This is a genomic window from Pseudomonas sp. MDT1-17, from assembly GCF_054898105.1.
Genome location: NZ_JBUBVM010000001.1, coordinates 2,043,107 through 2,068,741 on the forward strand (window position 1 = coordinate 2,043,107; position 25,635 = coordinate 2,068,741).

General features: G+C 57.8%; 28 protein-coding genes and 1 tRNA gene. 22 read left to right on the plus strand and 7 right to left on the minus strand.

Features of this window, described 5'->3' with window-relative positions; all coding sequences use genetic code 11:
* Positions 1-42 precede the first annotated feature (42 nt).
* Positions 43-297, plus strand: coding sequence for an FAD assembly factor SdhE (locus tag ACYZTX_RS09365; protein ID WP_007944081.1), 255 nt, complete (start codon positions 43-45; stop codon positions 295-297).
* Complete coding sequence (locus ACYZTX_RS09370) at positions 281-733, plus strand: protein YgfX (protein WP_462033828.1); 453 nt, start codon at positions 281-283, stop codon at positions 731-733. Before ACYZTX_RS09365 ends, ACYZTX_RS09370 begins: the two co-directional genes overlap by 17 nt.
* On the opposite strand, the gene nadB is transcribed toward ACYZTX_RS09370, so the two are convergent.
* Positions 702-2,318, minus strand: coding sequence for an L-aspartate oxidase (gene nadB / locus ACYZTX_RS09375; RefSeq protein ID WP_462033829.1), 1,617 nt, complete (start codon positions 2,316-2,318; stop codon positions 702-704). The genes ACYZTX_RS09370 and nadB overlap by 32 nt on opposite strands.
* Before the next feature lie 559 nt (positions 2,319-2,877).
* Between nadB and rpoE the strand changes: the two genes are divergently transcribed.
* The 4 genes from rpoE to ACYZTX_RS09395 all read left to right on the plus strand — a co-directional run bounded on the left by rpoE (position 2,878) and on the right by ACYZTX_RS09395 (position 6,650).
* Positions 2,878-3,459: an RNA polymerase sigma factor RpoE gene (rpoE, locus tag ACYZTX_RS09380; protein WP_007944079.1), complete on the plus strand. Its 582-nt coding sequence runs from the start codon at positions 2,878-2,880 to the stop codon at positions 3,457-3,459.
* Positions 3,460-3,489: 30 nt separating this feature from the next.
* Positions 3,490-4,077 carry a sigma-E factor negative regulatory protein gene (locus ACYZTX_RS09385; RefSeq protein ID WP_403098970.1) on the plus strand — a complete coding sequence of 196 codons (588 nt, stop codon included), beginning with the start codon at positions 3,490-3,492 and terminating at the stop codon, positions 4,075-4,077.
* 8 nt (positions 4,078-4,085) lie between these two features.
* Entirely contained in the window at positions 4,086-5,042 is a 957-nt protein-coding gene (locus ACYZTX_RS09390) for a MucB/RseB C-terminal domain-containing protein (RefSeq protein WP_462033830.1), read from the plus strand.
* Between the two features lie 180 nt (positions 5,043-5,222).
* Positions 5,223-6,650 (plus strand): DegQ family serine endoprotease, encoded by a 1,428-nt coding sequence (locus tag ACYZTX_RS09395; protein WP_462033831.1) that lies wholly within the window; start codon positions 5,223-5,225, stop codon positions 6,648-6,650.
* Positions 6,651-6,717: 67 nt separating this feature from the next.
* Here ACYZTX_RS09395 and ACYZTX_RS09400 read toward each other — a convergent pair whose 3' ends face one another.
* A complete protein-coding gene (locus tag ACYZTX_RS09400) occupies positions 6,718-8,151 on the minus strand; it encodes a M48 family metalloprotease (RefSeq protein ID WP_462033832.1) in 1,434 nt (477 codons plus the stop codon).
* 98 nt (positions 8,152-8,249) lie between these two features.
* Between ACYZTX_RS09400 and ACYZTX_RS09405 the strand changes: the two genes are divergently transcribed.
* Together ACYZTX_RS09405 and ACYZTX_RS09410 are read left to right on the plus strand one after the other, a co-directional pair.
* Positions 8,250-8,489 carry a sulfurtransferase TusA family protein gene (locus tag ACYZTX_RS09405; RefSeq protein WP_020300476.1) on the plus strand — a complete coding sequence of 80 codons (240 nt, stop codon included), beginning with the start codon at positions 8,250-8,252 and terminating at the stop codon, positions 8,487-8,489.
* A 32-nt stretch (positions 8,490-8,521) separates the two neighbouring features.
* Positions 8,522-9,592: an AI-2E family transporter gene (locus ACYZTX_RS09410; protein WP_461965455.1), complete on the plus strand. Its 1,071-nt coding sequence runs from the start codon at positions 8,522-8,524 to the stop codon at positions 9,590-9,592.
* Between the two features lie 37 nt (positions 9,593-9,629).
* Here ACYZTX_RS09410 and ACYZTX_RS09415 read toward each other — a convergent pair whose 3' ends face one another.
* Together ACYZTX_RS09415 and ACYZTX_RS09420 are read right to left on the minus strand one after the other, a co-directional pair.
* Complete coding sequence (locus ACYZTX_RS09415; RefSeq protein WP_462033833.1) at positions 9,630-10,103, minus strand: peroxiredoxin; 474 nt, start codon at positions 10,101-10,103, stop codon at positions 9,630-9,632.
* 10 nt (positions 10,104-10,113) lie between these two features.
* Positions 10,114-10,674: a glycine cleavage system transcriptional repressor gene (locus tag ACYZTX_RS09420; protein WP_008034925.1), complete on the minus strand. Its 561-nt coding sequence runs from the start codon at positions 10,672-10,674 to the stop codon at positions 10,114-10,116.
* 329 nt (positions 10,675-11,003) lie between these two features.
* Here ACYZTX_RS09420 and dapA point away from each other — a divergent pair, with 329 nt between their 5' ends.
* From dapA to ACYZTX_RS09455, 7 genes are all read left to right on the plus strand, one after another.
* A complete protein-coding gene (dapA, locus tag ACYZTX_RS09425) occupies positions 11,004-11,882 on the plus strand; it encodes a 4-hydroxy-tetrahydrodipicolinate synthase (RefSeq protein ID WP_462033834.1) in 879 nt (292 codons plus the stop codon).
* A gap of 17 nt (positions 11,883-11,899) precedes the next feature.
* The gene (gene bamC / locus ACYZTX_RS09430; protein WP_462033835.1) at positions 11,900-13,015 is read left to right on the plus strand and encodes an outer membrane protein assembly factor BamC; all 1,116 of its coding nucleotides are present in this window, start codon (positions 11,900-11,902) and stop codon (positions 13,013-13,015) included.
* Positions 13,016-13,019: 4 nt separating this feature from the next.
* Positions 13,020-13,778 (plus strand): MBL fold metallo-hydrolase, encoded by a 759-nt coding sequence (locus ACYZTX_RS09435; protein ID WP_008153089.1) that lies wholly within the window; start codon positions 13,020-13,022, stop codon positions 13,776-13,778.
* 28 nt (positions 13,779-13,806) lie between these two features.
* A complete protein-coding gene (gene purC / locus ACYZTX_RS09440; protein WP_008034929.1) occupies positions 13,807-14,520 on the plus strand; it encodes a phosphoribosylaminoimidazolesuccinocarboxamide synthase in 714 nt (237 codons plus the stop codon).
* An 83-nt stretch (positions 14,521-14,603) separates the two neighbouring features.
* Positions 14,604-14,693: transfer RNA gene (locus ACYZTX_RS09445), tRNA-Ser, on the plus strand.
* 175 nt (positions 14,694-14,868) lie between these two features.
* On the plus strand, positions 14,869-15,195 hold the full coding sequence (locus ACYZTX_RS09450; protein WP_462033836.1) for a hypothetical protein: 327 nt from the start codon (positions 14,869-14,871) through the stop codon (positions 15,193-15,195).
* Positions 15,196-15,435: 240 nt separating this feature from the next.
* Positions 15,436-15,627, plus strand: a complete 192-nt coding sequence (locus ACYZTX_RS09455) for a YegP family protein (RefSeq protein ID WP_449642522.1) — start codon at positions 15,436-15,438, stop codon at positions 15,625-15,627.
* A 54-nt stretch (positions 15,628-15,681) separates the two neighbouring features.
* Here the strand turns inward: ACYZTX_RS09455 and ACYZTX_RS09460 are convergent, their stop codons facing one another.
* Positions 15,682-15,888, minus strand: a complete 207-nt coding sequence (locus tag ACYZTX_RS09460) for a hypothetical protein (protein ID WP_462033837.1) — start codon at positions 15,886-15,888, stop codon at positions 15,682-15,684.
* 232 nt (positions 15,889-16,120) lie between these two features.
* Between ACYZTX_RS09460 and ACYZTX_RS09465 the strand changes: the two genes are divergently transcribed.
* Both ACYZTX_RS09465 and ACYZTX_RS09470 read left to right on the plus strand, forming a co-directional pair.
* The gene (locus ACYZTX_RS09465) at positions 16,121-17,047 is read left to right on the plus strand and encodes a LysR family transcriptional regulator (protein WP_462033838.1); all 927 of its coding nucleotides are present in this window, start codon (positions 16,121-16,123) and stop codon (positions 17,045-17,047) included.
* Between the two features lie 57 nt (positions 17,048-17,104).
* Positions 17,105-17,470 (plus strand): 5-carboxymethyl-2-hydroxymuconate Delta-isomerase, encoded by a 366-nt coding sequence (locus ACYZTX_RS09470; protein WP_462033839.1) that lies wholly within the window; start codon positions 17,105-17,107, stop codon positions 17,468-17,470.
* Between the two features lie 3 nt (positions 17,471-17,473).
* Here ACYZTX_RS09470 and ACYZTX_RS09475 read toward each other — a convergent pair whose 3' ends face one another.
* Together ACYZTX_RS09475 and ACYZTX_RS09480 are read right to left on the minus strand one after the other, a co-directional pair.
* Positions 17,474-18,409 carry a LysR family transcriptional regulator gene (locus ACYZTX_RS09475; RefSeq protein WP_462033840.1) on the minus strand — a complete coding sequence of 312 codons (936 nt, stop codon included), beginning with the start codon at positions 18,407-18,409 and terminating at the stop codon, positions 17,474-17,476.
* A 130-nt stretch (positions 18,410-18,539) separates the two neighbouring features.
* A complete protein-coding gene (locus ACYZTX_RS09480; RefSeq protein ID WP_462033841.1) occupies positions 18,540-19,724 on the minus strand; it encodes a cyanate transporter in 1,185 nt (394 codons plus the stop codon).
* Positions 19,725-20,129: 405 nt separating this feature from the next.
* Here ACYZTX_RS09480 and ACYZTX_RS09485 point away from each other — a divergent pair, with 405 nt between their 5' ends.
* From ACYZTX_RS09485 to ACYZTX_RS09505, 5 genes are all read left to right on the plus strand, one after another.
* Entirely contained in the window at positions 20,130-21,512 is a 1,383-nt protein-coding gene (locus ACYZTX_RS09485) for a glutamine synthetase family protein (RefSeq protein WP_462033842.1), read from the plus strand.
* Positions 21,513-21,691: 179 nt separating this feature from the next.
* Positions 21,692-23,341, plus strand: a complete 1,650-nt coding sequence (locus ACYZTX_RS09490) for a phosphoethanolamine transferase (RefSeq protein ID WP_462033843.1) — start codon at positions 21,692-21,694, stop codon at positions 23,339-23,341.
* A gap of 72 nt (positions 23,342-23,413) precedes the next feature.
* Positions 23,414-24,076 carry a class I SAM-dependent methyltransferase gene (locus ACYZTX_RS09495; protein WP_462033844.1) on the plus strand — a complete coding sequence of 221 codons (663 nt, stop codon included), beginning with the start codon at positions 23,414-23,416 and terminating at the stop codon, positions 24,074-24,076.
* Positions 24,077-24,199: 123 nt separating this feature from the next.
* Complete coding sequence (gene rnd, locus ACYZTX_RS09500) at positions 24,200-25,333, plus strand: ribonuclease D (RefSeq protein WP_462033845.1); 1,134 nt, start codon at positions 24,200-24,202, stop codon at positions 25,331-25,333.
* Complete coding sequence (locus ACYZTX_RS09505; protein WP_223432010.1) at positions 25,330-25,623, plus strand: YcgL domain-containing protein; 294 nt, start codon at positions 25,330-25,332, stop codon at positions 25,621-25,623. The genes rnd and ACYZTX_RS09505 overlap by 4 nt, the downstream gene beginning before the upstream one ends.
* Positions 25,624-25,635 lie beyond the last annotated feature (12 nt).

The window sequence follows — 25,635 nt, forward strand, 5'->3', positions numbered from 1 at the left end:
CGCCTGGGGCTGTATACTTGCCGCCTATTTGAGGAGCGCTCCATGGTCGAAGATGTTGAACTGAATCGCCTCTACTGGCACAGCCGCCGCGGCATGCTTGAGCTTGACGTGTTGCTGGTGCCGTTCGTAAAAGAGGTCTATCCGCACCTCAATGATGTCGACCGCGATTGCTACCGCAAGCTGCTCGAATGCGAAGATCAGGACATGTTCGGCTGGTTCATGGAACGCGCCGAATCGGAAGATCCGGAGCTTCAACGCATGGTTCGCATGATCCTGGATCGTGTCCAGCCCAAGTAATGCGTTCGAATGCCGCTGGCATGCCTCACGGCAGTTGCTGGCGGCGTATCTTCTGGCCCAGCTGTTCGCGCTGGGTTCGCTGTTTCTTCTCTCTATTCCTGTCTGGGCCAGTCTGCTCGGCGTTGTTCTGTGCGTGGCTCATGGCTGTCGGGCATTGCCGAGGCAGATTCTGCTGACGCACCCTCAGGCATTTCGCGGCTTGCGTCGCGACGCCGATGGCTGGCAGTTGTGGAATCAGGCTGCAGGTTGGCAGCCAGTGCAGTTGCGACCGGACAGCCTGGCATTGCCATTGATTGTGGTGCTGCGTTTTCGACTGCGAGACGAGCGGCGGGTCAGATCAATCTGTGTTCCCCGCGACTCGCAGGCGACGGATCTGCACCGACGCCTGCGGGTTCGGCTCACGTTCAGTCGGCGTAGGTGGGCGGCACCAGAATAGTGTCCAGAGCGACCGGCAACATGTTCGGGTAGTCGAGGGTGTAATGCAGGCCGCGACTTTCCTTGCGTTCCATGGCGGACTGGATCATCAGCTCGGCCACTTGGGCCAGGTTGCGCAACTCGATCAAATCGCGACTGACCTTGTAGTTGCTGTAGAACTCATCGATTTCGTCCAGCAACAGCCGCACGCGGTGTTGCGCACGTTGCAAGCGCTTGTTGGTGCGCACGATGCCGACATAGTCCCACATGAATCGCCGTAGTTCGTCCCAGTTGTGCGCAATGATCACGTCCTCATCGGAGTCGGTAACCTGGCTCGCATCCCAGACGGGCAGGGCAATCGGAATCGAAACCTGTGGCAGCTGCTCAAGAATGTCCGCCGCCGCCGAGCGCGCGTAAACGAAACACTCCAGCAACGAGTTGCTGGCCATGCGGTTGGCGCCGTGCAGGCCGGTGAAGCTGGTTTCGCCAATGGCATATAACCCCGGCACGTCGGTGCGACCGTGCTGGTCAACCATCACGCCGCCGCAGGTGTAGTGCGCCGCTGGTACCACCGGAATCGGTTGCTTGGTGATGTCGATGGAGAATTCGAGGCAGCGTTCGTACACCGTCGGAAAGTGAGTCTTGATGAACGCTTCCGGCTTGTGGCTGATGTCCAGATAGACGCAGTCGACGCCCAGACGCTTCATTTCATGGTCGATGGCCCGGGCGACGATGTCCCGTGGCGCCAGCTCGGCGCGAGGGTCGAAGCGATGCATGAAGCGTTCGCCGTTGGGCAGCTTCAGGTGTGCGCCTTCGCCGCGCAGGGCTTCGGTGACCAAGAAGCTTTTGGCTTGCGGGTGATACAGGCAAGTGGGGTGGAACTGGTTGAACTCCAGATTCGCCACCCGGCAGCCCGAACGCCAGGCCATGGCGATGCCATCACCGCAGGCACCGTCCGGGTTGCTGGTATAGAGGTAGACCTTTGCTGCACCACCCGATGCGAGGATCACAAAGCGAGCGCCGTAGGTGTCGACTTCACCGGTCTCGCGATTGAGGACGTAGGCGCCGAGGCAGCGATCACCTTCAAGGCCAAGGCGCTTTTCGGTGATCAGATCGATCGCGACGCGTTGCTCCAGCAGTTCGATGTTCGGCCGTTGCCTGGCCTTTTCGAGCAAGGTTCTGAAAATGGCTGCACCCGTGGCATCGGCGGCATGGATGATGCGCCGATGACTGTGACCGCCTTCGCGGGTCAGGTGAAACTCGAATCCACCATCTTCGGTACCGGACTGTTCATCGCGGGTGAAGGGCACACCTTGGTCGATCAACCATTGAATCGCCTCTTTACTGTGCTCGACGGTAAAGCGCACGGCGTCTTCGTGGCACAGGCCGCCGCCGGCATTGAGGGTGTCATCGACATGTGACTCAACGGTGTCGGTGTCATCCAGGACGGCGGCAACGCCACCCTGGGCCCAGAAAGTCGAGCCATTGGCGAGGTCGCCTTTGCTCAGTACGGCAATGCGCAAATGACCGGGCAAGGTCAGCGCAAGGCTCAAGCCGGCAGCACCGCTGCCAATGACCAGTACATCGTGTTGAAACTGTTGGCTCATTTCAGGATTCCGCTCAAAGCGACCTGGGTCGGGGTTGGCGCAAGACACCTGGATCGGCGAGTCAAGACAGCCACACAGCCCACTAGTATATAGAGGGGGGGAGCGGCACAATAGCCGAGCCCACATGGCATTGTGAAACTACTGTGACGGAAAAGACTGGACGCTTCGTCGGATGTTTTTTTCACCGCTTCGGCGACAAGAAGACTGTATCGTGGATTTAACAGTCTTTTTCTGTTCACGGTTGCACCCTGTCGGTTTTGCGCAGCTATAAATATTTGGAACTTTTGCCAAAGGCCCAAGATCAATAGACCGTTGCCTGATTTAAGGGACAGTGTCGGCTTCAACGCGGGATCTGTGATTTGATCCTTGCCGGCGAATCCGACGACAAGATTATTCGCGCAGCCGGGTCAACCCGAGCTGCGCTTTTCGTGCGTGCCAAATCAGAGCCCGCAGGAAACTTGCTTGGAGGGGGAGAACTTTTGCGAAAAGCCCGAGTCTATGTTTGCAAGTCTGGTTGTTTAGTTATGCAAGCTTCCTCCAAGCTTATCGAGGAGTGTTCATGCTAACCCAGGAAGAGGATCAGCAGCTGGTCGAACGCGTTCAGCGCGGCGACAAGCGAGCTTTTGATCTGCTAGTGCTGAAATACCAGCACAAAATTCTCGGGTTGATCGTGCGTTTTGTGCACGACACCCATGAAGCCCAGGATGTGGCGCAGGAAGCCTTTATCAAGGCGTACCGTGCACTTGGAAATTTTCGCGGAGACAGCGCGTTTTATACGTGGCTTTACCGCATCGCCATTAACACGGCGAAAAACTATCTGGTTTCACGCGGCCGTCGGCCGCCGGATAGCGATGTCAGTTCTGAGGATGCAGAGTTCTACGATGGCGATCATGGCCTCAAGGATCTCGAGTCGCCAGAGCGTGCATTGCTGCGGGATGAGATCGAAGGCACCGTCCATCGAACCATTCAGCAACTGCCAGAAGATTTGCGTACGGCGTTAACTTTACGTGAATTCGATGGTCTGAGTTACGAGGACATTGCGGCCGTCATGCAATGTCCGGTGGGTACCGTGCGCTCCCGGATTTTCCGCGCTCGGGAAGCCATCGATAAAGCCCTGCAGCCGTTGTTGCAGGAAAACTGAGACAGCGGCGACAGCCAAGAGAGGAACGCCATGAGTCGTGAAGCCCTGCAGGAATCGCTGTCCGCAGTGATGGATAACGAAGCGGACGAATTGGAATTGCGTCGGGTATTGAATGCCTTTGACGATGTTGAAACCCGTGAAACCTGGGCTCGTTATCAGATCGCTCGGGCAGTTATGCACAAGGATTTGCTGCTTCCACGTCTGGATATCGCTGCGGCAGTCTCTGCTGCGCTGGCTGACGAAGCCGTACCGGCAAAAGCCTCCCGTGGTCCATGGCGCAGCCTGGGTCGTCTGGCGGTTGCTGCATCGGTAACCGTTGCGGTATTGGCGGGCGTTCGTCTGTATAACCAGGACGAGATCGCTGGTGTCGAATTGGCACAGCAATCCACTCAACCGGGTCTGGCCGTTCCTCAGGTCAAGGGTCCAGCTGTTTTGGCAGGCTATAATGAGAGTTCCGAAGCCACTGGTCCTATGGCCAACGGCGTATTGCAAGGTCAGCCAGGGTGGCACGATCAGCGTCTGCCAGGCTACTTGCGTCAACATGCTCAACAGGCTGCATTGAAAGGTACTGAGAGCGCTCTGCCTTACGCTCGTGCAGCAAGTCTGGAAAACCGTTAAGGAGGATCATGCGCGCCATACCTCTATTTACGCTTCTGCTTGGTGGCTGGTTTGTTGTTCCAGCCCATGCTGATGAAGCCCAGGACTGGTTGACCCGTCTGGGCCAAGCCGAGCAAACGCAAAGCTTTCACGGTACATTTGTCTACGAGCGAAACGGTAGTTTTTCTACCCATAACATCTGGCACCGCGTCCAGGATGGCAAGGTCCGCGAGCGTTTACTCCAGCTCGACGGCTCGGCACAGGAAGTCGTGCGCATTGATGGACATACTCGATGCGTCAGCGGCACCCTGATAGCAGGGCTTGGGGATTCCCCCAACTCCGCTGCTCGTGCACTCGATCCACAAAAGCTAAAGAATTGGTACGATCTTGCCGTCATTGGCAAGTCGCGTGTGGCCGGGCGTGCGGCAGTGATCGTTTCACTGAAACCGCGCGACCAACACCGTTACGGTTTTGAATTGCATCTGGATAAAGAAACCGGCTTGCCTCTCAAATCATTGCTTCTGAATGATAAAGGGCAATTGCTGGAGCGATTCCAGTTCACCCAGCTGGATACCGCCGATGTACCGTCCGACAACGACTTGCAGCCTGGCGCCGATTGCAAAACTGTTGCCTTCGACAGCGACAAGGCTTCTGTGATCAAGTCGACTCAGGTTTGGCGTTCGGACTGGTTACCGCCTGGTTTCGAGCTGACCAGTAGCTCATCGCGCAAGGATCCTGAGACCAAAACTCAAGTCAACAGTCTGATGTATGACGATGGTTTGGCCCGTTTCTCGGTTTTCCTTGAGCCGTTGAATGGTGCAACAGTCACTGATACTCGCACCCAGTTGGGGCCGACCGTTGCAGTTTCCCGACGCTTGACTACCCCGCAAGGTGAGATGATGGTGACCGTGGTCGGTGAGATTCCGATTGGCACCGCTGAGCGGATTGCGCTATCAATGCGCTCCGACGCCACTGCAACCAAGTAGTGAGTCGTATCGAAATGTTTGGTGAGCATTTCAACTTGCAAAGATCTCCGAATTTTTCTATAGGTCAGAGCCCCTCGGCTCTGGCCTTGTTTGTTGTTCCCGGAACAAAAATACCGGCGTATCGTTCCCGGTGTTCCTTGCTCCATATCGCTTAACCATGCTCGTCGTAACGGGAGCCGTATGTCGATACCACGCTTGAAGTCTTATCTCTCTATTTTTGCCACCGTGCTGGTGCTTGGTCAGGCGGTCGCTGTTCAAGCGGTCGAGTTGCCTGACTTCACACAGTTGGTCGAGCAGGCCTCGCCCGCAGTAGTAAACATCAGTACCACGCAGAAACTGCCGGACCGCAAAGTGTCAAGCGAGCAGATGCCTGACCTTGAAGGCTTGCCGCCGATGCTGCGCGAGTTCTTCGAACGTGGCATGCCACAGCCGCGTACGCCTCGCGGCGATCGTCAGCGTGAAGCCCAGTCCCTGGGTTCGGGTTTCATCATCTCGCCTGATGGCTACATCCTGACCAACAACCATGTAATCGCCGATGCCGACGAAATTCTCGTTCGACTCGCCGACCGTAGCGAATTGAAGGCGAAGCTGGTCGGCACCGATCCACGTTCCGACGTGGCGTTGTTGAAAATCGAAGGCAAGGATCTGCCGGTCCTGAAACTTGGCAAATCCCAGGATCTGAAAGCCGGCCAATGGGTCGTGGCTATTGGCTCTCCATTTGGTTTCGACCATACCGTGACCCAAGGTATCGTCAGTGCCATCGGTCGCAGCCTGCCGAACGAAAACTATGTGCCGTTCATCCAGACTGATGTGCCGATCAATCCAGGTAACTCTGGTGGTCCGCTGTTCAACCTGGCCGGTGAAGTGGTTGGCATCAACTCGCAGATCTACACCCGTTCCGGCGGCTTCATGGGCGTATCGTTCGCGATCCCTATCGACGTAGCCATGGACGTTTCCAATCAGCTCAAAAGCGGCGGCAAAGTCAGCCGTGGCTGGTTGGGTGTGGTGATTCAGGAAGTGAACAAGGACCTGGCCGAGTCATTCGGTCTGGAGAAACCGGCCGGTGCGCTGGTGGCTCAGATCCAGGATGACGGCCCGGCTGCCAAGGGTGGCCTGTTAGTAGGCGACGTGATCCTGAGCATGAATGGCCAACCGATCGTCATGTCCGCCGATCTTCCGCACCTGGTGGGCGCGCTGAAGGCCGGCTCCAAAGCTGATCTGGAAGTGATACGTGAAGGCAAGCGCAAGAATGTCGAATTGACTGTTGGCGCTATCCCGGAAGAAGGCAAAGAGCTGGACGCCCTGCCAAAATCCAGCACCGAGCGCAGCAGCAACCGCCTGGGTGTTTCCGTGGCCGAGCTGACTGATGAACAGAAGAAAACCTACGACCTCAAAGGCGGCGTCGTCATCAAGGAAGTCCAGGACGGTCCTGCTTCTCTGATCGGTTTGCTGCCAGGCGATGTGATCACTCACCTGAACAATCAGGCGATTGGCTCCACCAAGGAGTTCACGGATATCGCCAAGGCGCTGCCGAAGAATCGCTCGGTGTCGATGCGGGTTCTGCGTCAAAATCGCGCCAGCTTCATCACCTTCAAACTGGCTGAATAAGCCGGTTGTTGGCTGAATAAAAAAACCGCCTCGAAAGAGGCGGTTTTTTTGTGTCTGCTGAAAAGGCTCAGCCCATCATGTCCTTGATCATGCGCTCTTGCTCCATCAGCTCACGTTGCCGTGCGTCGATCCGCGACGACAGCGGGAAGTTGGTGCCGGCCTTGCGCTTGGCGAAGTCCAGTTGCTGAATGGCCTGACGGTAGTCCCCAACCAGGGCGAAATACTCGGCGCGGGCCTGATGCAGACCGATGATGTTGCCTGACAGACCACGGGTTTCGGCCACCATGTACCAGACGTCCGGATCGTCCGGACGGCTCTTGAGCAGATTCTCCAGTGCTTTTTCCGCTTCAGGCGCGCGGTTCTGCTTGAGCAGCAGGTCAACACGCACCGAATTCAGCGGATAGTTGCCCGGATACTGAGTCAGCATGCGGTCAACCCGGGTCTGAGCATCCGGCAGGCGATTGTTGGTGATGTCCAGATCGATCTGAGCCAGGTTGTAGATGATTTCGTTCGGCGACTTGGCCAGCAGCAACTTGAGGTTTTCCCGTGCTTCATTCAACTGGCCGCCCTTGATCTGGGCGATGGCCAGGCCGTAGCGCGCGACATCGTTTTTCGGGTTTTCATCAAGCTGGGCGCGGAAGCGTTTGGCACCCAGGCCAGGGGTTTCTTCATAGATTAGCTGGACCCGTGCACGAATCAGCTGATACCGGATGGTGTCTTCGATGCCGCCCGATTTTGCCTGTTCGGCGCGGTTGCGGGTGTCGGCGATCCGCGACTCGGTAACCGGGTGAGTCAGCAGAAACTCGGGTGGCTTGGCGTCAAAGCGATATTGTCGCGCCAATCGCTCGAACATGGTCGGCATCGAGCGCGGGTCGTAACCGGCCTTTTCCAGATTGAGGATGCCGATGCGGTCGGCTTCCTGTTCGTTCTGGCGAGAGAAGCGCCGCTGTTCTTGAATGGCCGCCGCCTGCGTGCCCGCAATGGCCGCGATCCCGGCATCGCCGGCACCGGCTGCGGCAATCACGATCCCGGCCAGCAGCGCGGCCATCATCGGCACCTGCATGCGCTGTTGGGCTTCGACGCCGCGGGCGAAGTGGCGTTGTGACAAGTGAGCCAATTCGTGAGCGAGTACCGAGGCGTATTCGCCCTCGGTCTGGGCATTGAGGAACAAACCGCCGTTGACCCCGACAATTCCGCCCGGTGCCGCGAAGGCGTTGAGTTGCGGGCTATTGATCAGGATGAACTCCAGGCGCCGGTCATTGACCTGGCTGGTCTCCACCAGCCGATAGACGCTGGATTCGACGTAGTCCTTGAGTTGCGGATCGTTGAGCTGGGAAACCTGACTACGCAACAGTGCCAGCCAGGCACGGCCCAACTGGTGTTCCTGTTGCGGCGAGACGATGGCAGAACTGGCGTCGCCGAGTGACGGCAAGTCGTCAGCGAAGCCCGGTGAGGCGAGCAGGCAAGCGAGCGTCAGCAGGGTAGGGCGCAAAAAAGTCATGCACAAAGCCTTAGTCGACAAAGACCTTACTGTAGCCGGACACTACGCTTCGGACCAGATATTCTAGCCGCTCAACCACCTGCCCCCGGAGTGATGTAATGACCGACGCTGTAGCCCATGACGCCGAACTTGACGCCAGCGGCTTGAATTGCCCGTTGCCGTTGCTCAAGGCCAAGCTGGAACTCAATCGACTGGCCAGCGGCGCAGTGCTCAAGGTGATCGCCACCGATGCGGGCTCACAGCGTGACTTTCGCACCTTTGCCCGATTGGCCGGTCATACGCTGCTTCGTGAAGAAGATGAAGCGGGCGTTTACCGCTACTGGTTGAAAAAAGCCTGAATTCTGCTGCGTTCGTTTCTAAGGGATTATTGATGTTCAAGGTGTTACGCGACTGGATTCAGCGCTATTTCTCCGATGAAGAAGCCGTGGTGCTGGCGGTCCTGCTGTTTCTGGCGTTTACCGCCGTGCTTACGCTGGGCGGCATGCTTGCACCAGTGCTGGCCGGGATGGTGCTGGCGTATCTGATGCAAGGGTTGGTAGTGACTCTCGAACGCCTGCGCATGCCCGGTGGGGTAGCGGTGGGGCTGGTCTTCGCCTTGTTCATGGGGGTTTTGCTGGTATTCATTATTGTCGTGGTGCCGTTGCTCTGGCATCAGCTGATCACGTTGTTCAACGAGTTACCCGGCATGCTCGCCAAGTGGCAATCGCTGTTATTGCTGCTGCCCGAGCGCTATCCGCATCTGGTATCCGACGAGCAGGTGCTGCAGGCGATCGAAGTGGCACGGGGCGAGATCGGCAAGTTCGGTCAGTGGGCGCTGACGTTCTCACTGTCGAGTTTGCCGCTGCTGGTGAACATCATGATCTATCTGGTGCTGGTGCCAATCCTGGTGTTTTTCTTCCTCAAGGACCGGGAAATGATTGGCCAATGGGTTCGCGGTTATCTGCCCCGTGAGCGGGCGCTGATCACCCGCGTCGCGCAGGAAATGAACCGGCAGATCGCCAATTACATTCGCGGCAAGGTCATCGAAATCTTCATTTGCGGTGGCGTGACTTACATCGCTTTCGTCGCCCTGGGGCTGAACTACGCGGCGCTGCTGGCGTTGCTAGTGGGTGTGTCGGTGGTGGTGCCCTATGTCGGGGCCGTGGTGGTGACCGTGCCGGTGCTGCTGATTGCGCTGTTCCAGTGGGGCTGGAGCGATCAGTTTATCTATTTGATGGCGGTTTACGGGATCATCCAGACACTGGACGGCAACGTGCTGGTGCCGCTGTTGTTCTCGGAAGCGGTCAACCTGCATCCGGTGGCGATTATCTGCGCGGTGTTGTTGTTTGGCGGGCTGTGGGGCTTTTGGGGGGTGTTCTTTGCGATTCCCCTGGCAACGCTATTCAAGGCTGTGCTGGATGCGTGGCCGCGCAATGAACCGGTGGTGGCGCCGCTGTTGTAAACAGTCTGTGGGAGCGGGCTCCCACAGCATTCAACGATCAGGCCTTGTTCAGCGCTTGAGCAGCAGCCAACACCGCATCTACATGCCCCGGCACCTTCACACCCCGCCATTCCTGACGCAGCACACCGTCCTTGTCGATAAGGAATGTGCTGCGATCAACACCCATGTATTCCTTGCCGTAGAGTTTTTTCAGCTTGATCACGTCGAACTGCTGGCAAAGTGATTCTTCCTTGTCGCTGATCAGCTCGAAGGTGAACGCTTGCTTGGCCTTGAAGTTCTCGTGGGATTTGAGGCTGTCGCGGGACACGCCGAAGACTTCGGTGTTGGCGGCTTTAAAAGCGTCCAGCTGATCGCGAAAGCCCTGACCCTGGGTGGTGCAGCCTGGCGTGCTGTCCTTCGGATAGAAGTAAATCACCACCTGCTTGCCTTTGAGGCTCGCGAGGCTGACGGTCTGCCCGCTGGTGGCGGGTGCTTCGAAGTCGGCAACCGGTTGGTCGATGGCAACGGCCATGAAAGCTTCCTTACATTGGGTTTTGTGGGCGCCACGGTTCGATCAGGGCATCCAGGTTCAGCGCGTCGGCGAAATCCAGGAACTGATCACGCAGCCAACTGATCTGCACTCCGGCCGGCAAGGTCACGGTAAACGTGGCATTGAGCATGGTGCCGCCGGTTTGCGGAGCCTGATAGGTGTCGCAGGTCAGGTTTTCCAGCTCGACGTTGTGGTCCATGAAGAACTGGCACAGCTCGTTAATGATGTCCGAGCGGTAAGCCGAGCTGACATAGGCGACGTACGGCAGGGCCTGAGGACGATTCTCCAGCGCCGCGCTGCGCACCACGTTGACCGTAAAGGCGTGCTTCTTGGCGAGGCTCGGCAGGCTGCCTTCGAGGCGCGCCAGGGCGTCCCAGCTGCCGGAGATCTCGAGGATCAGCGCACTGCACTCGCCATGACGCGTCAGGCGAGAGGTGACCACGGCGCAGCGGTTTTCATGGCTGGCGCGGCACAGGACGTTAGTCAGCTCCATGGGGTTGGCGCCGAGGGCACTGATGACAAGGAATTGTTCGCGAACTGTGGGGGTGGACATGCAGCATTCCTAAAGCGATGAGCGGTCGATACTTCTACGGGCTTTTTTTACCGGGAGCGAGCCTGCGGATGCGAATTCAGAAAACCCGAGCCGCAAGGTTGCAACGTGCTCCAGTGTGGCAAGAGCGAGGGGTGGCAACGCTGGATCGGGGCTTGTGATGCCGAAAATGGAGGCTGGAACCCGGCGTACGAGCTTATCAGTACCGATCAAAGTCTGAAGGGTAGCGAAAAGCAGCGCCAAGGGGAATGGCAGCAGCGCAGTACTTTGCTTGTACAAGCATCTTGGCGCCAGTACCATTACCGCTCTCTTTTTCCGGCAGGAGCGGTTGCATGATTGCGGGCAGTATGGTGGCACTGGTCACACCCATGGATGCACAAGGTCGTCTCGACTGGGACAGCCTGAGCAAACTGGTGGACTTTCACCTGCAAAACGGCACCCACGCCATTGTGGCGGTCGGCACCACAGGTGAATCGGCCACCCTTGACGTGAACGAGCACATCGAAGTGATTCGTTACGTGGTGAAGCAGGTTGCAGGGCGAATCCCGGTGATCGCCGGTACCGGCGCCAACTCGACTCGCGAAGCCATCGAGCTGACCACGAATGCGAAGACCGCCGGCGCCGATGCTTGCCTGTTGGTCACGCCGTACTACAACAAGCCGACCCAGGAAGGCTTGTACCAGCACTTCAAAGCCATCGCCGAAGCCGTCGACATCCCGCAGATTCTTTACAACGTGCCGGGCCGTACAGCCTGCGACATGCTGACCGAAACCGTGATCCGCCTGTCGACCGTGAAAAACATCATCGGCATCAAGGAAGCCACCGGCGACCTGACGCGTGCCAAAGCCATCATCGATGGCGTCAGCAAGGACTTCCTGGTGATTTCCGGTGACGACCCCACCGCAGTCGAGCTGATCCTGCTCGGCGGCAAGGGCAATATCTCGGTAACCGCCAACGTGGCTCCACGTGAAATGGCCGACCTGTGCAACGCTGCCCTGAAAGGCGACGCCGTCACGGCTCGCGCGATTCATGAAAAACTGATGCCGCTCAATAAAGCCCTGTTTGTCGAATCCAACCCTATCCCCGTGAAATGGGCACTGCATGAAATGGGCTTGATGCCGGACGGTATCCGTCTGCCGCTCACCTGGCTCAGCGCTGCCTGTCACGAACCGCTGCGGCAGGCCATGCGCCAGTCCGGCGTCCTGGTTTAATTGAGGAAGCACTACGCATGAAGCGAATGGCCGGACTTTCCGCACTTGCCTTGATCATCTCCAGCACCAGTGGCTGCGGATGGGTTTGGGGCCCGGAAGGTTATTTCCGTGACCGTGGTAGCGATTACCTGGAAGCGCAACAGACTGCACCCATGCAATTGCCGTCGGATGTCAGCACCGCCAAACGACTGGATCCGCTGTTGCCGATCCCGCGCAACGTGGCCGATGACACCGCCAAGGGCGAGTACATCGTTCCTCGTCCGCAGCCGTTGTCGGCAGGGGCTGACGCCAGCGCCTACTCCCTGCAAAAGACCGGTGATTCGCGTTGGATCGTCGCCCAGAACCCGCCGGCCGAAGTCTGGCCAATGGCCGTGCAGTTCTTCCAGGACAACGGTTTCCGTCTGGACGAACAGCGTCCGCAAACCGGCGAATTCTCCACCACCTGGCAGCGTTCCGACGAACTGTCCGCCGCCATGGCCAAGCGCCTGAGCGCGGCCGGTGTCGGCGCTGACAGCGAAACCCGCGTGCGGGTCCGCATCGAGCCTGGCGTGCAGCGCAATACCAGTGAAATCTACGTGGTCAGCGCCGAGCGTCCTGCCGGTAGCACATCCGACGTGGCCTTCACCAACCGCTCGGTCAACACGGGCCTGGACGCGGCACTGGTCGACGACATGCTCGCGAGCATGAGCCGCACCTCGGAGAAGGGCGGTTCGGTCTCCATGCTGGCTTCGCGTGACTCCGATACGCCAAGCCGTGTCAGCCTGAGTGAAGACGGCAGCGGCAACCCGGTTCTGAACGTCGGCAATGACCTGGATCGTGCCTGGTCGAGCGTCGGTCGTGCGCTGGAGCAGGGCGAATGGCGCGTTGAAGACATCAACCGCAGCCTGGGTCTGTACTACATCAACCTGGCTGAAAAAGCCGAGAAGAAAGACGAGAAGCCTGGTTTCTTCAGCAGCCTGTTCGGCAGCGCGCCGAGCAAGGAAGAAGTTGAATCCCGTGCCGAGCGTTATCAGGTTCGCCTGAGCAAGGTTGGCGAGAACGTCCAGGTCACCGTCGAGAAAAACATCAACACCGTGGCGCCAGCAGACGTGGCGCGCAAAGTGTTGAGCGTGATTCAGGACAACCTGGGCTGATCTCATGCGTTTTGCCGTTCTCGGCAGCGGTAGCCAAGGGAACGGCACGCTGATAGCCAGCGCTGACACGTATGTGCTGGTGGATTGTGGTTTCTCCCTGCGGGAAACCGAAAAACGCCTGCTGCGCCTGGGTGTAAACCCTGCGCAGCTGAGCGCGATACTCGTGACCCACGAACATGCCGACCACGTGCATGGCGTGGGTTTGCTGTCTCGGCGCTACAATCTGCCTGTCTACCTCAGTCGCGGTACCCTGCGCGGGATGCGCAAACCCATTGAACCGGCTGGCCTTCTGGCCGGCGGCGAGCAACTGCAGATCGGCGCTCTGAGCATCGGCGTTATTGCCGTGGCACACGATGCACAGGAACCGACGCAATACGTATTCAGTGATGGTGAGCGGCGTTTCGGCCTGTTGACCGACCTGGGCTCGTATTGCAACAAGGTGCTGGACGGCTATCGGGACCTCGATGCGTTGATGATCGAGTCCAATCATTGCCGTGACATGCTGGCTCGCGGTCACTACCCGTACTTTCTCAAGCAGCGGGTGGGCGGTGAGCTGGGACATTTGAACAACCATCAGGCGGCATTCCTGGTGTCCGAGTTGGGCTGGCAAGGCCTGCAACACCTGGTCCTGGCCCATCTGAGCAGCAAGAACAACCTGCCGCAGCTGGCCCGGCAATGTTTTGTCGACACCCTCGGGTGCGACCCGGACTGGCTGCAACTGGCCGATCAAGATTCAGGGCTCGACTGGCGACACATCGCCTAGCCCACCTACTTAGCAAGCGGAGCCCATCATGGAAAAACGTGAAGAACTCTACCGCGGCAAAGCAAAATCGGTTTTCAAGACCGACGACGCTGACCGCTTGATCCTGCTGTTTCGCAACGACACTTCGGCGTTCGACGGCAAGCGCATCGAGCAGCTCGACCGCAAAGGCATGGTGAACAACAAGTTCAACGCCTTCATCATGCAGAAACTCGAAGCAGCCGGCGTGCCGACCCAATTCGACAAACTGCTGGGCGACAACGAATGCCTGGTGAAAAAACTCGACATGATCCCGGTCGAGTGCGTCGTGCGTAACTACGCTGCCGGCAGCCTGGTCAAACGCCTGGGCGTCGAAGAAGGCATGAAGCTCAACCCTTACACCTTCGAACTGTTCCTGAAGGACGACGCCAAGGGCGACCCGTTCATCAACGAATCCCACGTCGTGGCATTCGGTTGGGGCACCGCCGAGCAACTGGTTCGCATGAAAGAACTGTCGCTCAAGGTCAACGAAGTCCTGAGCAAACTGTTCGACGACGCTGGCCTGCTGCTGGTCGACTTCAAACTTGAATTCGGCGTGTTCTCCGACGGCTCCATCGTCCTGGGCGACGAGTTCAGCCCGGACGGCTGCCGTCTGTGGGACAAGGCGACCGGCAAGAAAATGGACAAAGACCGCTTCCGCCAGGGCCTCGGTGACGTCATCGAAGCCTACGAAGAAGTCGCCAATCGTCTGGGCGTACCGCTTTAATCGACGCAAGCATCTGATAGCACGGAAAAATTTCGCTTAGGGGGTTCGCTTCCGGCAAAAGTGTTGTTATGATGCGCGCCGTTGGAGAGATGCCAGAGTGGCCGAATGGGACGGATTCGAAATCCGTTGTACCTTCACCGGTACCTAGGGTTCGAATCCCTATCTCTCCGCCATTACATAGAAAAAGCCCCGTAGCTGAATAAGCTACGGGGCTTTTTCGTTTCTGGGGCATTAGTTTTTCATCTCGATGAGCGGTCAGCGCAGCGCAGACGGATTCAGAAAGTAAGACGCATCCAGGTCATTAGCTATCATGAATACAGCGCAAATCACCGGATGACGGAGGAGTGCATGAACAGATGGCGACGGCTTTGGGTGATTGTGAAGCTGGTGGCAGCATTTTCGGCCTGCCTGATCGTTGCTGTTGAGGCGTTTCGCTACATGTTGGAAAGCCCCGACGCAGCACAACTTCATCCTTTGAGCATTATGGTTGTCGGGCTTATCTTTGGCTTCATCACCTATGGAATCCTTTCTCTGATTGAAACGGTTGTACGGGGTTTTCTGCCCCGTCCTGACCCAGTCGCCCCCACGGCAGCACCACTTGAGGAAGATCCAGTGCTGATGCAGGAGCAGCCTCTGGCCCTGTCGGCTGACGATTCAACTCAGCAGAAAAGTTAGTCAGCTGACGTCGGAACAGGTAACGCTACAGCGTAAGAAAATTAAGCCAGTTTCTGGGAAAAGTAACTCTGCCAAGTCGCTTTATTTACCACCCCCCGTATCCATTGGCTGCCCCGCAATTCAAGCGTTTCCCCCCGAAATATCCGCTGACATTGAAACCCGTTGCCTCAAAAAATCCTCATCTACTCTGGTCTCGCAGGTCATTGATCTGCCGTCATCAGCAATCGCAAGGAGCGAGCAATGTATTTTGAGATTTACAGGCAAACCCGTGGCATAGCACAGACTGGCAAAGGTCAATGGCGGTGGCGTTTGAGGGCCGGAAATAATGAAACGATTGCCAGCGGGGAGGCTTACGTCAATAAGTCTGATTGTGTGCATGCCATCAGTTTGATCAAAGGGACCCACGATCAGACGCCGGTCAAGGAAATCTAGGCTTCAGGCGGTGAAGCTGCTCAGTCAGAGCAGCTTCGTTTTAATCGGACGGCCTTACGGTTGTGAGTGGCCCAGTTTTCGTTTGATCAGATCGTAGACGTCTTTGTGGGTGGAGTTGTGCAGGGATTTATCCTTGCAGGCTAATGTGAGGAACGTTTTGACCTCTTCCTTTACGTGAGGGTAAAGGCCGGCGACGTAGTCGGCTTCATGAGCTTGAGTGCAGTTGAAGTGTTTGTCGTCTTTCGCTTTATCTCTAGCCATTGGGAGGCTCCTTTGAGTTCAAATGGTTTTGGTGGTCAGGGCGGTTTTGCCCTAAACATTGTCGAGCTTAGAGACGCAATCGCTTCCCGCCAGATGCACGAAGAAATCAGGAAGAGGATGTAAGACGAAGCCGTTGTCTGAATTTGGATTAAACGCAAACTGCACGGGTCGCATAGACGCCGATTACGACACGTACCTAAACTGTCATCAGATTTGGGAGCCGGGGCAGTGGATGAATCGCAATGAACTACGCAAGGCCGACATCAACCTGATGGTGGTGTTTGAAACGTTGATGCTCGAGCGCAACGTCACCCGGGTGGCGGAGAAGTTGTTTCTCGGTCAGCCAACCATCAGTTCGGCGCTCAATCGCTTGCGCACGATGTTCAACGATCCGCTGTTCATTCGCGTCGGCCATCGCATGGAGCCGACGGCGCGGGCCGAGGAAATCATTCTGCACCTGTCACCTGCCCTGGATTCGTTGTCGGTGGCGTTGAGCCTGACCCATGATTTCGACCCCGCCAGCAGCACCATGACTTTTCGTATCGGGTTGTCGGACGATGTCGAGTTTGGTCTGTTGCCGCCGTTGCTGCGTGCCTTGCGCCAGGAAGCACCGAAGGTGGTGTTCGTGGTGCAGCATGTCGATTACTGGCGGATCCCGGACTTGTTGGCATCGGGCGATATCACGGTGGGTATCAGCCAGACTCGTGGCCTGCCGGCCAACGCCAAGCGCAAGTTGTTGCGGCACATCCAGCCCAGCATTTTGCGCGCGGATGCATCGGACACACCGCTGACGCTCGATGAATATTGCGCGCGACCGCACGTGCTGGTTTCCCACACCGCGAATGTCAGCGGCTACGCCGATGAGTGGCTGGCGGAGATTGGTCGTACGCGTCAGGTCGTCCTTTCCGTACCGCAATACAGCTCGCTGCCGGCTTTGCTCGCCGGTACCGATCTGATCGCCAGCCTGCCGGACTATGCGGCTGAGGCCATGGCGGCGTCCGGCCAGCTGTTCCAGGAGCCGTTCCCGTTCAAGACACCGACACTGGATCTGTCGATGGTCTGGCTCAGCCATGTCGATACCGACCCCGCCGAGCGCTGGTTGAGGTCGAGACTGGAGGCGTTCATGAGTGAACGTGCGGTGATGCCGCTGCCCGAGTGAGTAGGGCAACGCTGTGTTATATGTACGACCTTTCTTCCAACCTTAAGGAGCTCAGCCATGCCTCACCTGCACATGGAATACACCGCCAACCTGCCCGAGCTCAATGCCGACGTGGCGTTGATCCGGCTCAACAATGCGTTGGTGGCGTCCGGTGAGTTTGCTGCCGAACACGACATCAAGAGCCGAGCGGTGAAGCTCGAGACGTTCAAGGTCGGCACGGCGTTAGGTGAACGGGCCTTCGTGCATGTGAAACTGGCACTGTTGAGCGGTCGCTCGGCGCACATCAAGAAGCAGTTGTCCGAAAGTCTGCTGGCGGTGGTGCAGGACTTGTGTGAATGGCCGACGGGCGTAGAAGTCCAGTTGGCCGTGGAACTCCTCGACATTGATCGAGAGTCCTACACCAAGGTCGCCATCAACAACTGAGTCTCAGGCCATTTCCTGATCGGTGCACGCCTTGACCACTTGCTCACGCAGCCAGGTGTTGGCGCTGTCCTGATCGACATTCTGGCTCCACTGCATGTCGAGGCTGAAGCCCGGCAAGCCGTCAGGCGCTTCGCAGTGATTGAAGATTGCCTCGTTGGCCAGCAATTGCTGGATGCGCCGAGGCAGTGTCACGATGAAATCGGTGCCAGTGATCATCTTCAGGGCCGCGCTGTAGCTGTTGGAGCGCACGACGATCTGCCGTTTTTGCGCCTGCTGCGCCAGCCAGCCGTCGACCATGTTGGTGGTGGATGTCCAGGGTGTCGGGAACACGTGCCGGCGTTCGACAAAGGCTTGCAGGCTTAGACGCGGCTCCGGCGGTGTGGCCCGTTTGTCGAAGACGCAGACCAGGTCATCCTCCAGCAGCCTCCGGGATTTGAAGTCGCCGTGACTGCGATGAAAGTTCGGGCCGAAGCAAATCACCAGGTCGAGGTTGCCATCGCGCAGTTCTTCGGCCGGGATGTCTGTTTCGAACTTGTGCATGTTGACCATCACCGGCAGGTCGGCGAAATCGAAGCTTTTCAACAGGCGCGGCAGGATCAACTGTTCGAAGTATTCAGGTGCGCAGATATTGAAGGTGACCGGTTGCAGGGTCGGGTCGAACGCCTGCGCACCGGCGTGACACAGGTTGATGCTTTCGAGGATTTTCAGCACGTGGGTGTACATGGTGCTGGCTTTGTAGGTGGGGCGCATACCCGCGCGGGTGTTGATGAACAGCTCGTCTTCGAAACTGGTGCGCAGTTTTTTCAGGCAGTAACTCACAGTGGACTGGCTGACGCAGAGTGCCTCGGATACACCGGTGACGCAGCTTTGCTCATACACAGCGATAAACACCATGAGGTCCTGCATATCGAGCTTTCTAAGCAAGTTACTGTTCAGCATCCGTTCCGTCTCGCAGTGCTCCTTGCGCTGACTGTGCGCAAACTTGTGCGAGTGATCCTAACGGAACGATGGTGCCAGGAGAATGCCCTGTAGGAACTTTCATGGAAAGTTGTGGGGTAGTTCTTCCGGGTCAGTGAATGTGTTGGGCGTAAAGTCGCGGATCGAAGCGCAAGACCATCAGGATCATCAGCGCCATGACACCAGTCAGTGACCACCAGGCCCATTCGAAGCTGCCGAGCTGATCGCGGATCAACCCGGCAATCAGTGGCGAGAGACCGGCGATCAAATAGCCGATGCCTTGCACGAACGCCGTCAGGCCACCGGCACGCTGGGGATTGTCCAGATGATCCAGGGACACGATGAGGCTCATCGGGAACAGTCCGCCGATGCCGAGTCCCAACAGACATGGCCACAACAGGCTCAGGTGTTGCGGGCTGAGAATAAGTCCGCAGAAACCGGCCATGATCAGCGTCAGCAACACCACCAGCACCACGCGTCGGTCTCGGCTGCGGTTGGCGATGGCTGGAGTCAGCAGGCCGGACAACACTTCCATGGCGGTCATAAAACCCAGCAACAACCCGGCGTTTTGTTCGCTCCAACCCATTTCGACGTAGTACGGCGCCAGCCAGGCCAGCACACAGGTGTAGGACGCCGTGCCCAGCCCGAAGAAGATGGCGAGTAACCAGGCGCGGGGATTGCCGAAGAAGGACCCATTGCGATGCGCCTGAACAGACTGCGCCGGCATCCTTTCGCGTTGCATGCACCAAAACAGCAACGCTACCAGCGCCAGCGCCGCCCAAATCGCCAGACCTATGCGCCAGCTGTCGGTGCGGATCATCACCAGCGGTGCAAACGACGCCGCAATCGCTGCGCCACCCATGATCGACGTGACGTAGAGCCCCATGCACACGGAAACGTTTTCGCTGAAGCGGGATTTGATCAGCGCCGGAATCAACGCCTGGATCAGCGCGATACCGATGCCCGCCAGCATGGCGCTGAGGATCAGTTCGGCTGCTGAATCGAGGAACAATCGCGAGACCGTAGCCACGCCGATGATCAGCAAGGAGAGCACCACGGTGCGTTGTTCGCCAATACGTTGGCTGACGCTCAGCCCAAAGAACATCGCCAGTCCCATCGCCATCACTGGCAGCATGGTCAGCAGCGAGGCCAGGCTGAAACTTAGCGCAATGTCGCCGCGAATCGCCGACAGCAAAGGACCGACGGCAGCCATGGAAGGTCGCAGGTTCAGGGCAACCAGGATGATGCTGAACATCAGCCAGAGGGCAGGGCGGGAGGTTGCGCGAACGCTTTCCATCTATCAGACCTTGAATGACAAGGCGCCGATTAGGCGCGCGAGGTCTGCAGGCCGCAAATCAGAAAGTGCGGAGCAGTATTTAGAAATTAAATACAGCTGTGTGAAGCGCAAAGGCGTAAACAATGTTTAGCAAGTCTGCAACCAAAGTTCTTCAAATCCAGATTTAACGACTTAACCTCCCGTGTGACGCTGCAGCTCATCTGTTCTCTGCGGTTTTCTCTATGGATGGTTGCCCCGTTGCACTTCCCTCCGAATTAGCCTTTTGGGCGCTGTGGCATTGCCGTCACGCGCGCCCACCGGATTCCTGCATTTCCCGTTGATTGTTCTTACAGGTCTCGCGCTGCGCGCCGGGATCAAAGTGGCGGCGCCTGTGCGTTTGCCTGACGCGGAAATAAGAGAGTTCCCATGAGTTTTGCCACGACATCCTTCGCCTCCAAGCAAGAAGCCCTGACTTTTCTTGAGCAAAACCCGGATATCGAGATGTTCGAGTTGTTCATCCTCGACAACAACGGTGTGCCTCGGGGCAAGTTGCTGCATCGCGATGAATTGCTGGCGGTGTACGAAAGCGGGCGACCATTGCCGAGCACCATTCTTGGCCTGACCATCAACGGCGATGACGTGGAAAACTCCGGCCTGGTCTGGGACGTTGGCGATATCGACTGCCGGGCTTACCCGATCAGTGGCAGTTTGACGCGCATGCCCTGGCGGCTGATTCCTACGGCGGCGTTGCAGGTCAGCATGCACCCGAAGGAGGGCATGCCCGCGACGATTGCCGATCCACGGCATCTGCTGGCAAAAGTCATCGAAGGTTTGCAGGCCGACGGTTATTACCCGGTGATGGCGGCGGAGCTGGAGTTCTACCTGCTGGATCAGCAGCGCGACAGCAACGGTCGGCCGCAACCGGCGCGGGATGTCGATGGCGGGCGGCCGCGAGGGACTCAGGTCTACGGTTTGCGTGAACTGGAACAGATCGAACCGTTTCTGGCCGATCTTTACAGCGCCTGCAAACTCCAGGGCATTCCGGCGCGCACGGCGATTTCCGAATACGCGCCGGGGCAAGTCGAAATCACCCTCGAACACCGCACCGACGCCTTGCAGGCGATGGACGAAGCGGTGCGCTACAAACGGCTGGTCAAGGGCGTCGCCCACAAGCACGGGATGACGGCCTGCTTCATGGCCAAACCGTTCGATGACTTGGCGGGCACGGGCATGCACATGCACGTCAGCCTGGCGGACAAGGAGGGCAACAACCTGTTCGCCAGTGAAGCCCCGGACGGCACGCCGCTGCTCAAACAGGCGGTCGGCGGGATGCTCAGCACCTTGCTCGATTCATTGCTGCTGTTCTGTCCGAACGCCAACTCTTACCGTCGCTTCCAGACCAACAGCTATGCACCGATGGCGGCCACCTGGGGCGTCGACAACCGCACCGTGAGTTTGCGCGTGCCCGGCGGGCCGGCGTTTTCCCGGCATATCGAACACCGCATCTGTGGTGCTGATGCCAACCCGTATCTGGCGGCTGCGGCGATTCTGGCCGGGATCCATCGCGGTATTCGCGACCAACTCGATCCTGGCGCGCCGGTGGAGGGCAATGGATACGCCCAGGCCACGGAATTGTTGCCGACTGACTGGCTGACCACGTTGCGGGCGCTGGAAGGTTCGAGCTGGGCACGGGAGGCGTTCGGTGGTGAGTTCCTCGGCGTTTACCTGGCGGTGAAACGAGCCGAATACCGACAGTTCATGGGCGAGGTGGGCGAGCAGGACTGGCGCTGGTATTTGAATCAAGCCTGAACAGAACCTGAACCATTCTCAAATAAGTTGAAAGTTTGGGTCTAGTGTTACAAGCCAACTAATCGTTGGCTTCTTTTTCACAAAAAATTGATGGTTGGCTGCCTAAAGTTAGTGCTGTTGCGGTAAATGAAATTTTCACATTTACCGAAGGCACTTCTTTTCAGGAACAGTCGATTACCATGTTGAAGATTAAAGCCGTGCGCCCCGAGTGGGTGACACTGATTGCCAGCGCCTTTTTATTAATAGGCTTTAATTTTGTTCTCTGGCAACACCTGTTTCAAATCACGGCGTCCGACGCAAAAGGTATCGTCATGCGTGTGGCATTCGGGGTGATGATCCTGGCCGCCTTCAACATTGTGCTGACCTTGCTGGCTTTCCGGCCCTTGATGAAACCGGTCCTGACGCTGATCTTCATGGTCAGTGCTGGCGTGGCGTACTTCATGAGCCAATATGGTGTTTTGATCGACACCGGCATGTTGCGTAACTTTGCGCAAACTAATGCGACGGAAGTGCGTGACTTGCTGTCATTAAAGTTACTTGTTTATATACTTTTGCTGGGTGTTTTGCCGTCGTTGTTGTTGTGGTGGGCCCCGGTTAATTACCGCCGCTGGCACCGTGAACTATTGAGTAAGGCGCTGGTAAGTGTCGCGTCAGTTGCCGTGATTGGAGGCGTTGCACTGATTAACTACCAGGGCCTGTCTTCGTTGTTTCGCAATCACCATGAATTGCACCTGATGGTGGTGCCCAGCAACTACATCGGTGCCTCGGCTGGCTATCTGCGTGAACAGGTCGCGTCGGCGCAACAGCCCTTTGTCACACTCGGTGAAGATGCCCAGCGAAATCCAGCCTGGCAAGCCCATGACCGCAAATCCCTGACCGTGCTGGTGGTGGGCGAAAGTGCCCGGGCCGAAAACTTCGGCATTCTGGGGTATGACCGCGACACCACACCCAAACTGGATAAAGAAGCTGGCCTGATCGCTTTCACTGACGTGCATTCCTGTGGGACGGAAACCGCGGTATCGGTGCCGTGCATGTTCTCCAACATGGGACGCAAGGATTACAACGCCAGCAAGGCGAAAAACGAAGAGGGCCTGCTCGACGTGCTCAAGCGCGCGGGCCTCGACGTGATCTGGCGCGATAACCAATCGGGCTGCAAAGGCACTTGCGATCGGGTCACCCTCGACGACGTCAGTAACCTGAAAGACCCGGTGCTGTGCGCCAATAGCGAATGCCGCGATGAAATCCTGCTGCAGGGTTTGCAGCACTTCATCGATACCCTGGATAAAGACACGGTACTGGTGTTGCACCAGATGGGCAGTCACGGTCCGGAATACTTCAAGCGCTACCCGAAAGAATACGAACGCTTCACCCCGGTTTGTGAAAGTAACGCGCTGAACAACTGCAGTCGCGAAAGTATCGTCAATGGTTACGACAACACCCTGGTGTATACCGATCACGTGCTGTCCACCCTGATTGATCTGTTGCGTAACAATCAGGACAAAGTCGATACCGCGATGCTTTATTTGTCGGACCACGGCGAATCCCTGGGCGAGTACAACTTGTACCTCCACGGCACGCCTTACATGCTGGCGCCGGAACAACAAAAACATGTCGCGATGCTGGCCTGGTTCTCCGACAGCTATCAAAAGTCGTTCTCGGTGGACACCCATTGCCTGCAACTGAGTCGTGAAAAGCCCTTGAGCCAGGACAATCTGTTCCATTCAATGCTCGGTTTGCTGGAGGTCAAGAGCAAGGTGTACAACCAGGATCTGGATATGTTCGCCGGATGTCGCGGTGCGGTGATTGACGGCGTGTTGGCCAAAGACTGAGTGCTTCAACCTTTTTTTCACGCCCCGGCCGTTAACCTGAGGCTTGTAGAGTTTCCCCAAGAGCCATTGCACATGTCCGCCCAAACCCCCTCCGCCATCGAGCTTGAGATCGCCCGGCGCTACGATCAGGAGCACGCCCGCGTCTGTCTTCAGCCGCGACCGCGTGGCCTGGCCGGGCGGCTGACGTTCTGGCGTGACGAGCAACTGGTGCGCAACGCGCTCAAAGCTGCTGGCGAGCCGGGCCTGGTTCTCGATTTGGCCTGTGGTGTGGGGCGCTTCTGGCCGGTACTGGCGGAGCATGCCAACCGGGTGATCCTTGCGGCCGACCCGTCTCAGGACATACTCGATCATGCCCGTACCCACCATCCGCAGAACCTGCTGAAGCGGGTCAAGACCTTTCAGAGTTCAGCGTTCACCATCGGCTTGTCGGCGAATGCGGTTGACTGCATTTTTTGCATGCAGTTGTTTCAACACATCACCTGCCCCGAGCATCGTTTGGCCATGCTTAAGGAGTTCCATCGGGTCAGTCGCGATACGGTGATTGTGGCGGTGCGGGTCGATGCTCATTTCAAAGGCCGGCGCGCGGATGCACAGGGCGCTCCGCCACGACAGTTGGCCAGCAAGGCTGACGTGGAAGCCGAGTTCAAGCGCGCAGGTTTGCGTTTGCTCAGTCATCAGGACTTCCTGCCCGGCTGTGCGCGAATGCGCGTCTACGTCTTGCGTAAGGCCAGCTAGGCTCCGCTTGTCAGACATTTCTTGCTGTTTGGCAGGCATTTTCGCTAAAGCTCTTGTTCAGTGGATGCGCGGAAATCGCCGGGGGCGATATATACTGCGCGCCATTCTTCAAGGGAGAGCCGTGTGGCCATCGATATTCACTGGATTCGCGACAACGATAGCCTCGGTCAGTTTTGCGCCGAGTGGCAGCAGCTGCCATTCGTTGCCCTCGACACCGAATTCATGCGGGTCGACACCTTTTATCCGATCGCGGGCCTGCTGCAGATCGGCGATGGCGTACGCGCTTACCTGATTGACCCCCTGACCATCGACAACTGGCAACCTCTGGCCGCGTTGCTGGAAAACCCGGCCGTGGTCAAAGTCGTCCATGCGTGCAGCGAAGACCTCGAAGTCCTGCTGCGCCTGACCGGCAGCCTGCCGGCGCCACTATTCGATACGCAACTGGCCGCCGCTTACCTGAACCTGGGTTTCTCCATGGGCTATTCGCGGCTGGTGCAGGAAGTGCTCGGCATCGATCTGCCCAAGGGCGAGACCCGTTCCGACTGGCTGCAACGCCCACTTTCGGACACCCAAATCAGCTACGCCGCCGAAGATGCTTTGCACCTGGCGGAAGTTTTCGTACAGCTTCGTCCGAAGCTTTCTGACGACAAGTACGCCTGGGTCCTGGACGACGGTGCCGAGCTGGTGGCCAACCTGCGTCGCGAGGTTGATCCGTATGAGGTCTATCGCGAAGCAAAACTGGCCTGGAAGCTCTCCCGCGCCCAACTCGTGGTGTTGCGTGAACTGTGTGCCTGGCGCGAGACGGAGGCCCGTGCCCGTGATCTGCCGCGCAACCGCATCGTTCGTGAGCATTCCCTGTGGCCGCTGGCGCGGACTCAACCGGACAACCTCGGCGCGTTGGCGAAAATCGAAGACATACACCCGCGTACCGTGCGTCAGGATGGCGAATTTCTGCTTGATCTGATCAAGCGCTCTGGCAGTGTGTCGCCAGATCAATGGCCGCCAGCGGTGCCGGAGCCATTGCCGGTGGACGCCGCTACTCTGATCAAACAGCTGCGTGCGATCGGCCAGACCGAAGCCGAGCGCCTGAACATTGCGCCAGAGCTGATGCTGCGCAAGAAAACCCTGGAAGCGCTGCTCAAGAGCGGCTACCCCAACGGTCCTTATCAATTGCCTGATTCGCTGCGTGGCTGGCGCCGCGAATTGATGGGCCAGGCGCTGCTCGACAGCCTGGCCACCGCCGGAGAACAGCCTTGAAACGTATTTGCTCCATTTATCGAAGCCTGAAGAAAAACGAGATGTACCTCTATGTGCTCAAAAGCGATGCACTGGAGCGCGTCCCGGAAAGCCTGATGGCCGCCTTCGGCAAACCGCATCACGCCTTCGACCTGGTGCTGACCCCCGAGCGCAAACTGTCGCGCGAGGACATCACCGTGGTGTTGGATAACCTTGAGAAACAGGGTTACCACCTGCAAATGCCACCGGCTGAAGACGAGTACATCGAGCACTTGCCGGAAGAATTGCTACGCCGCAATGACCCGATGTGACTGACAGACAGG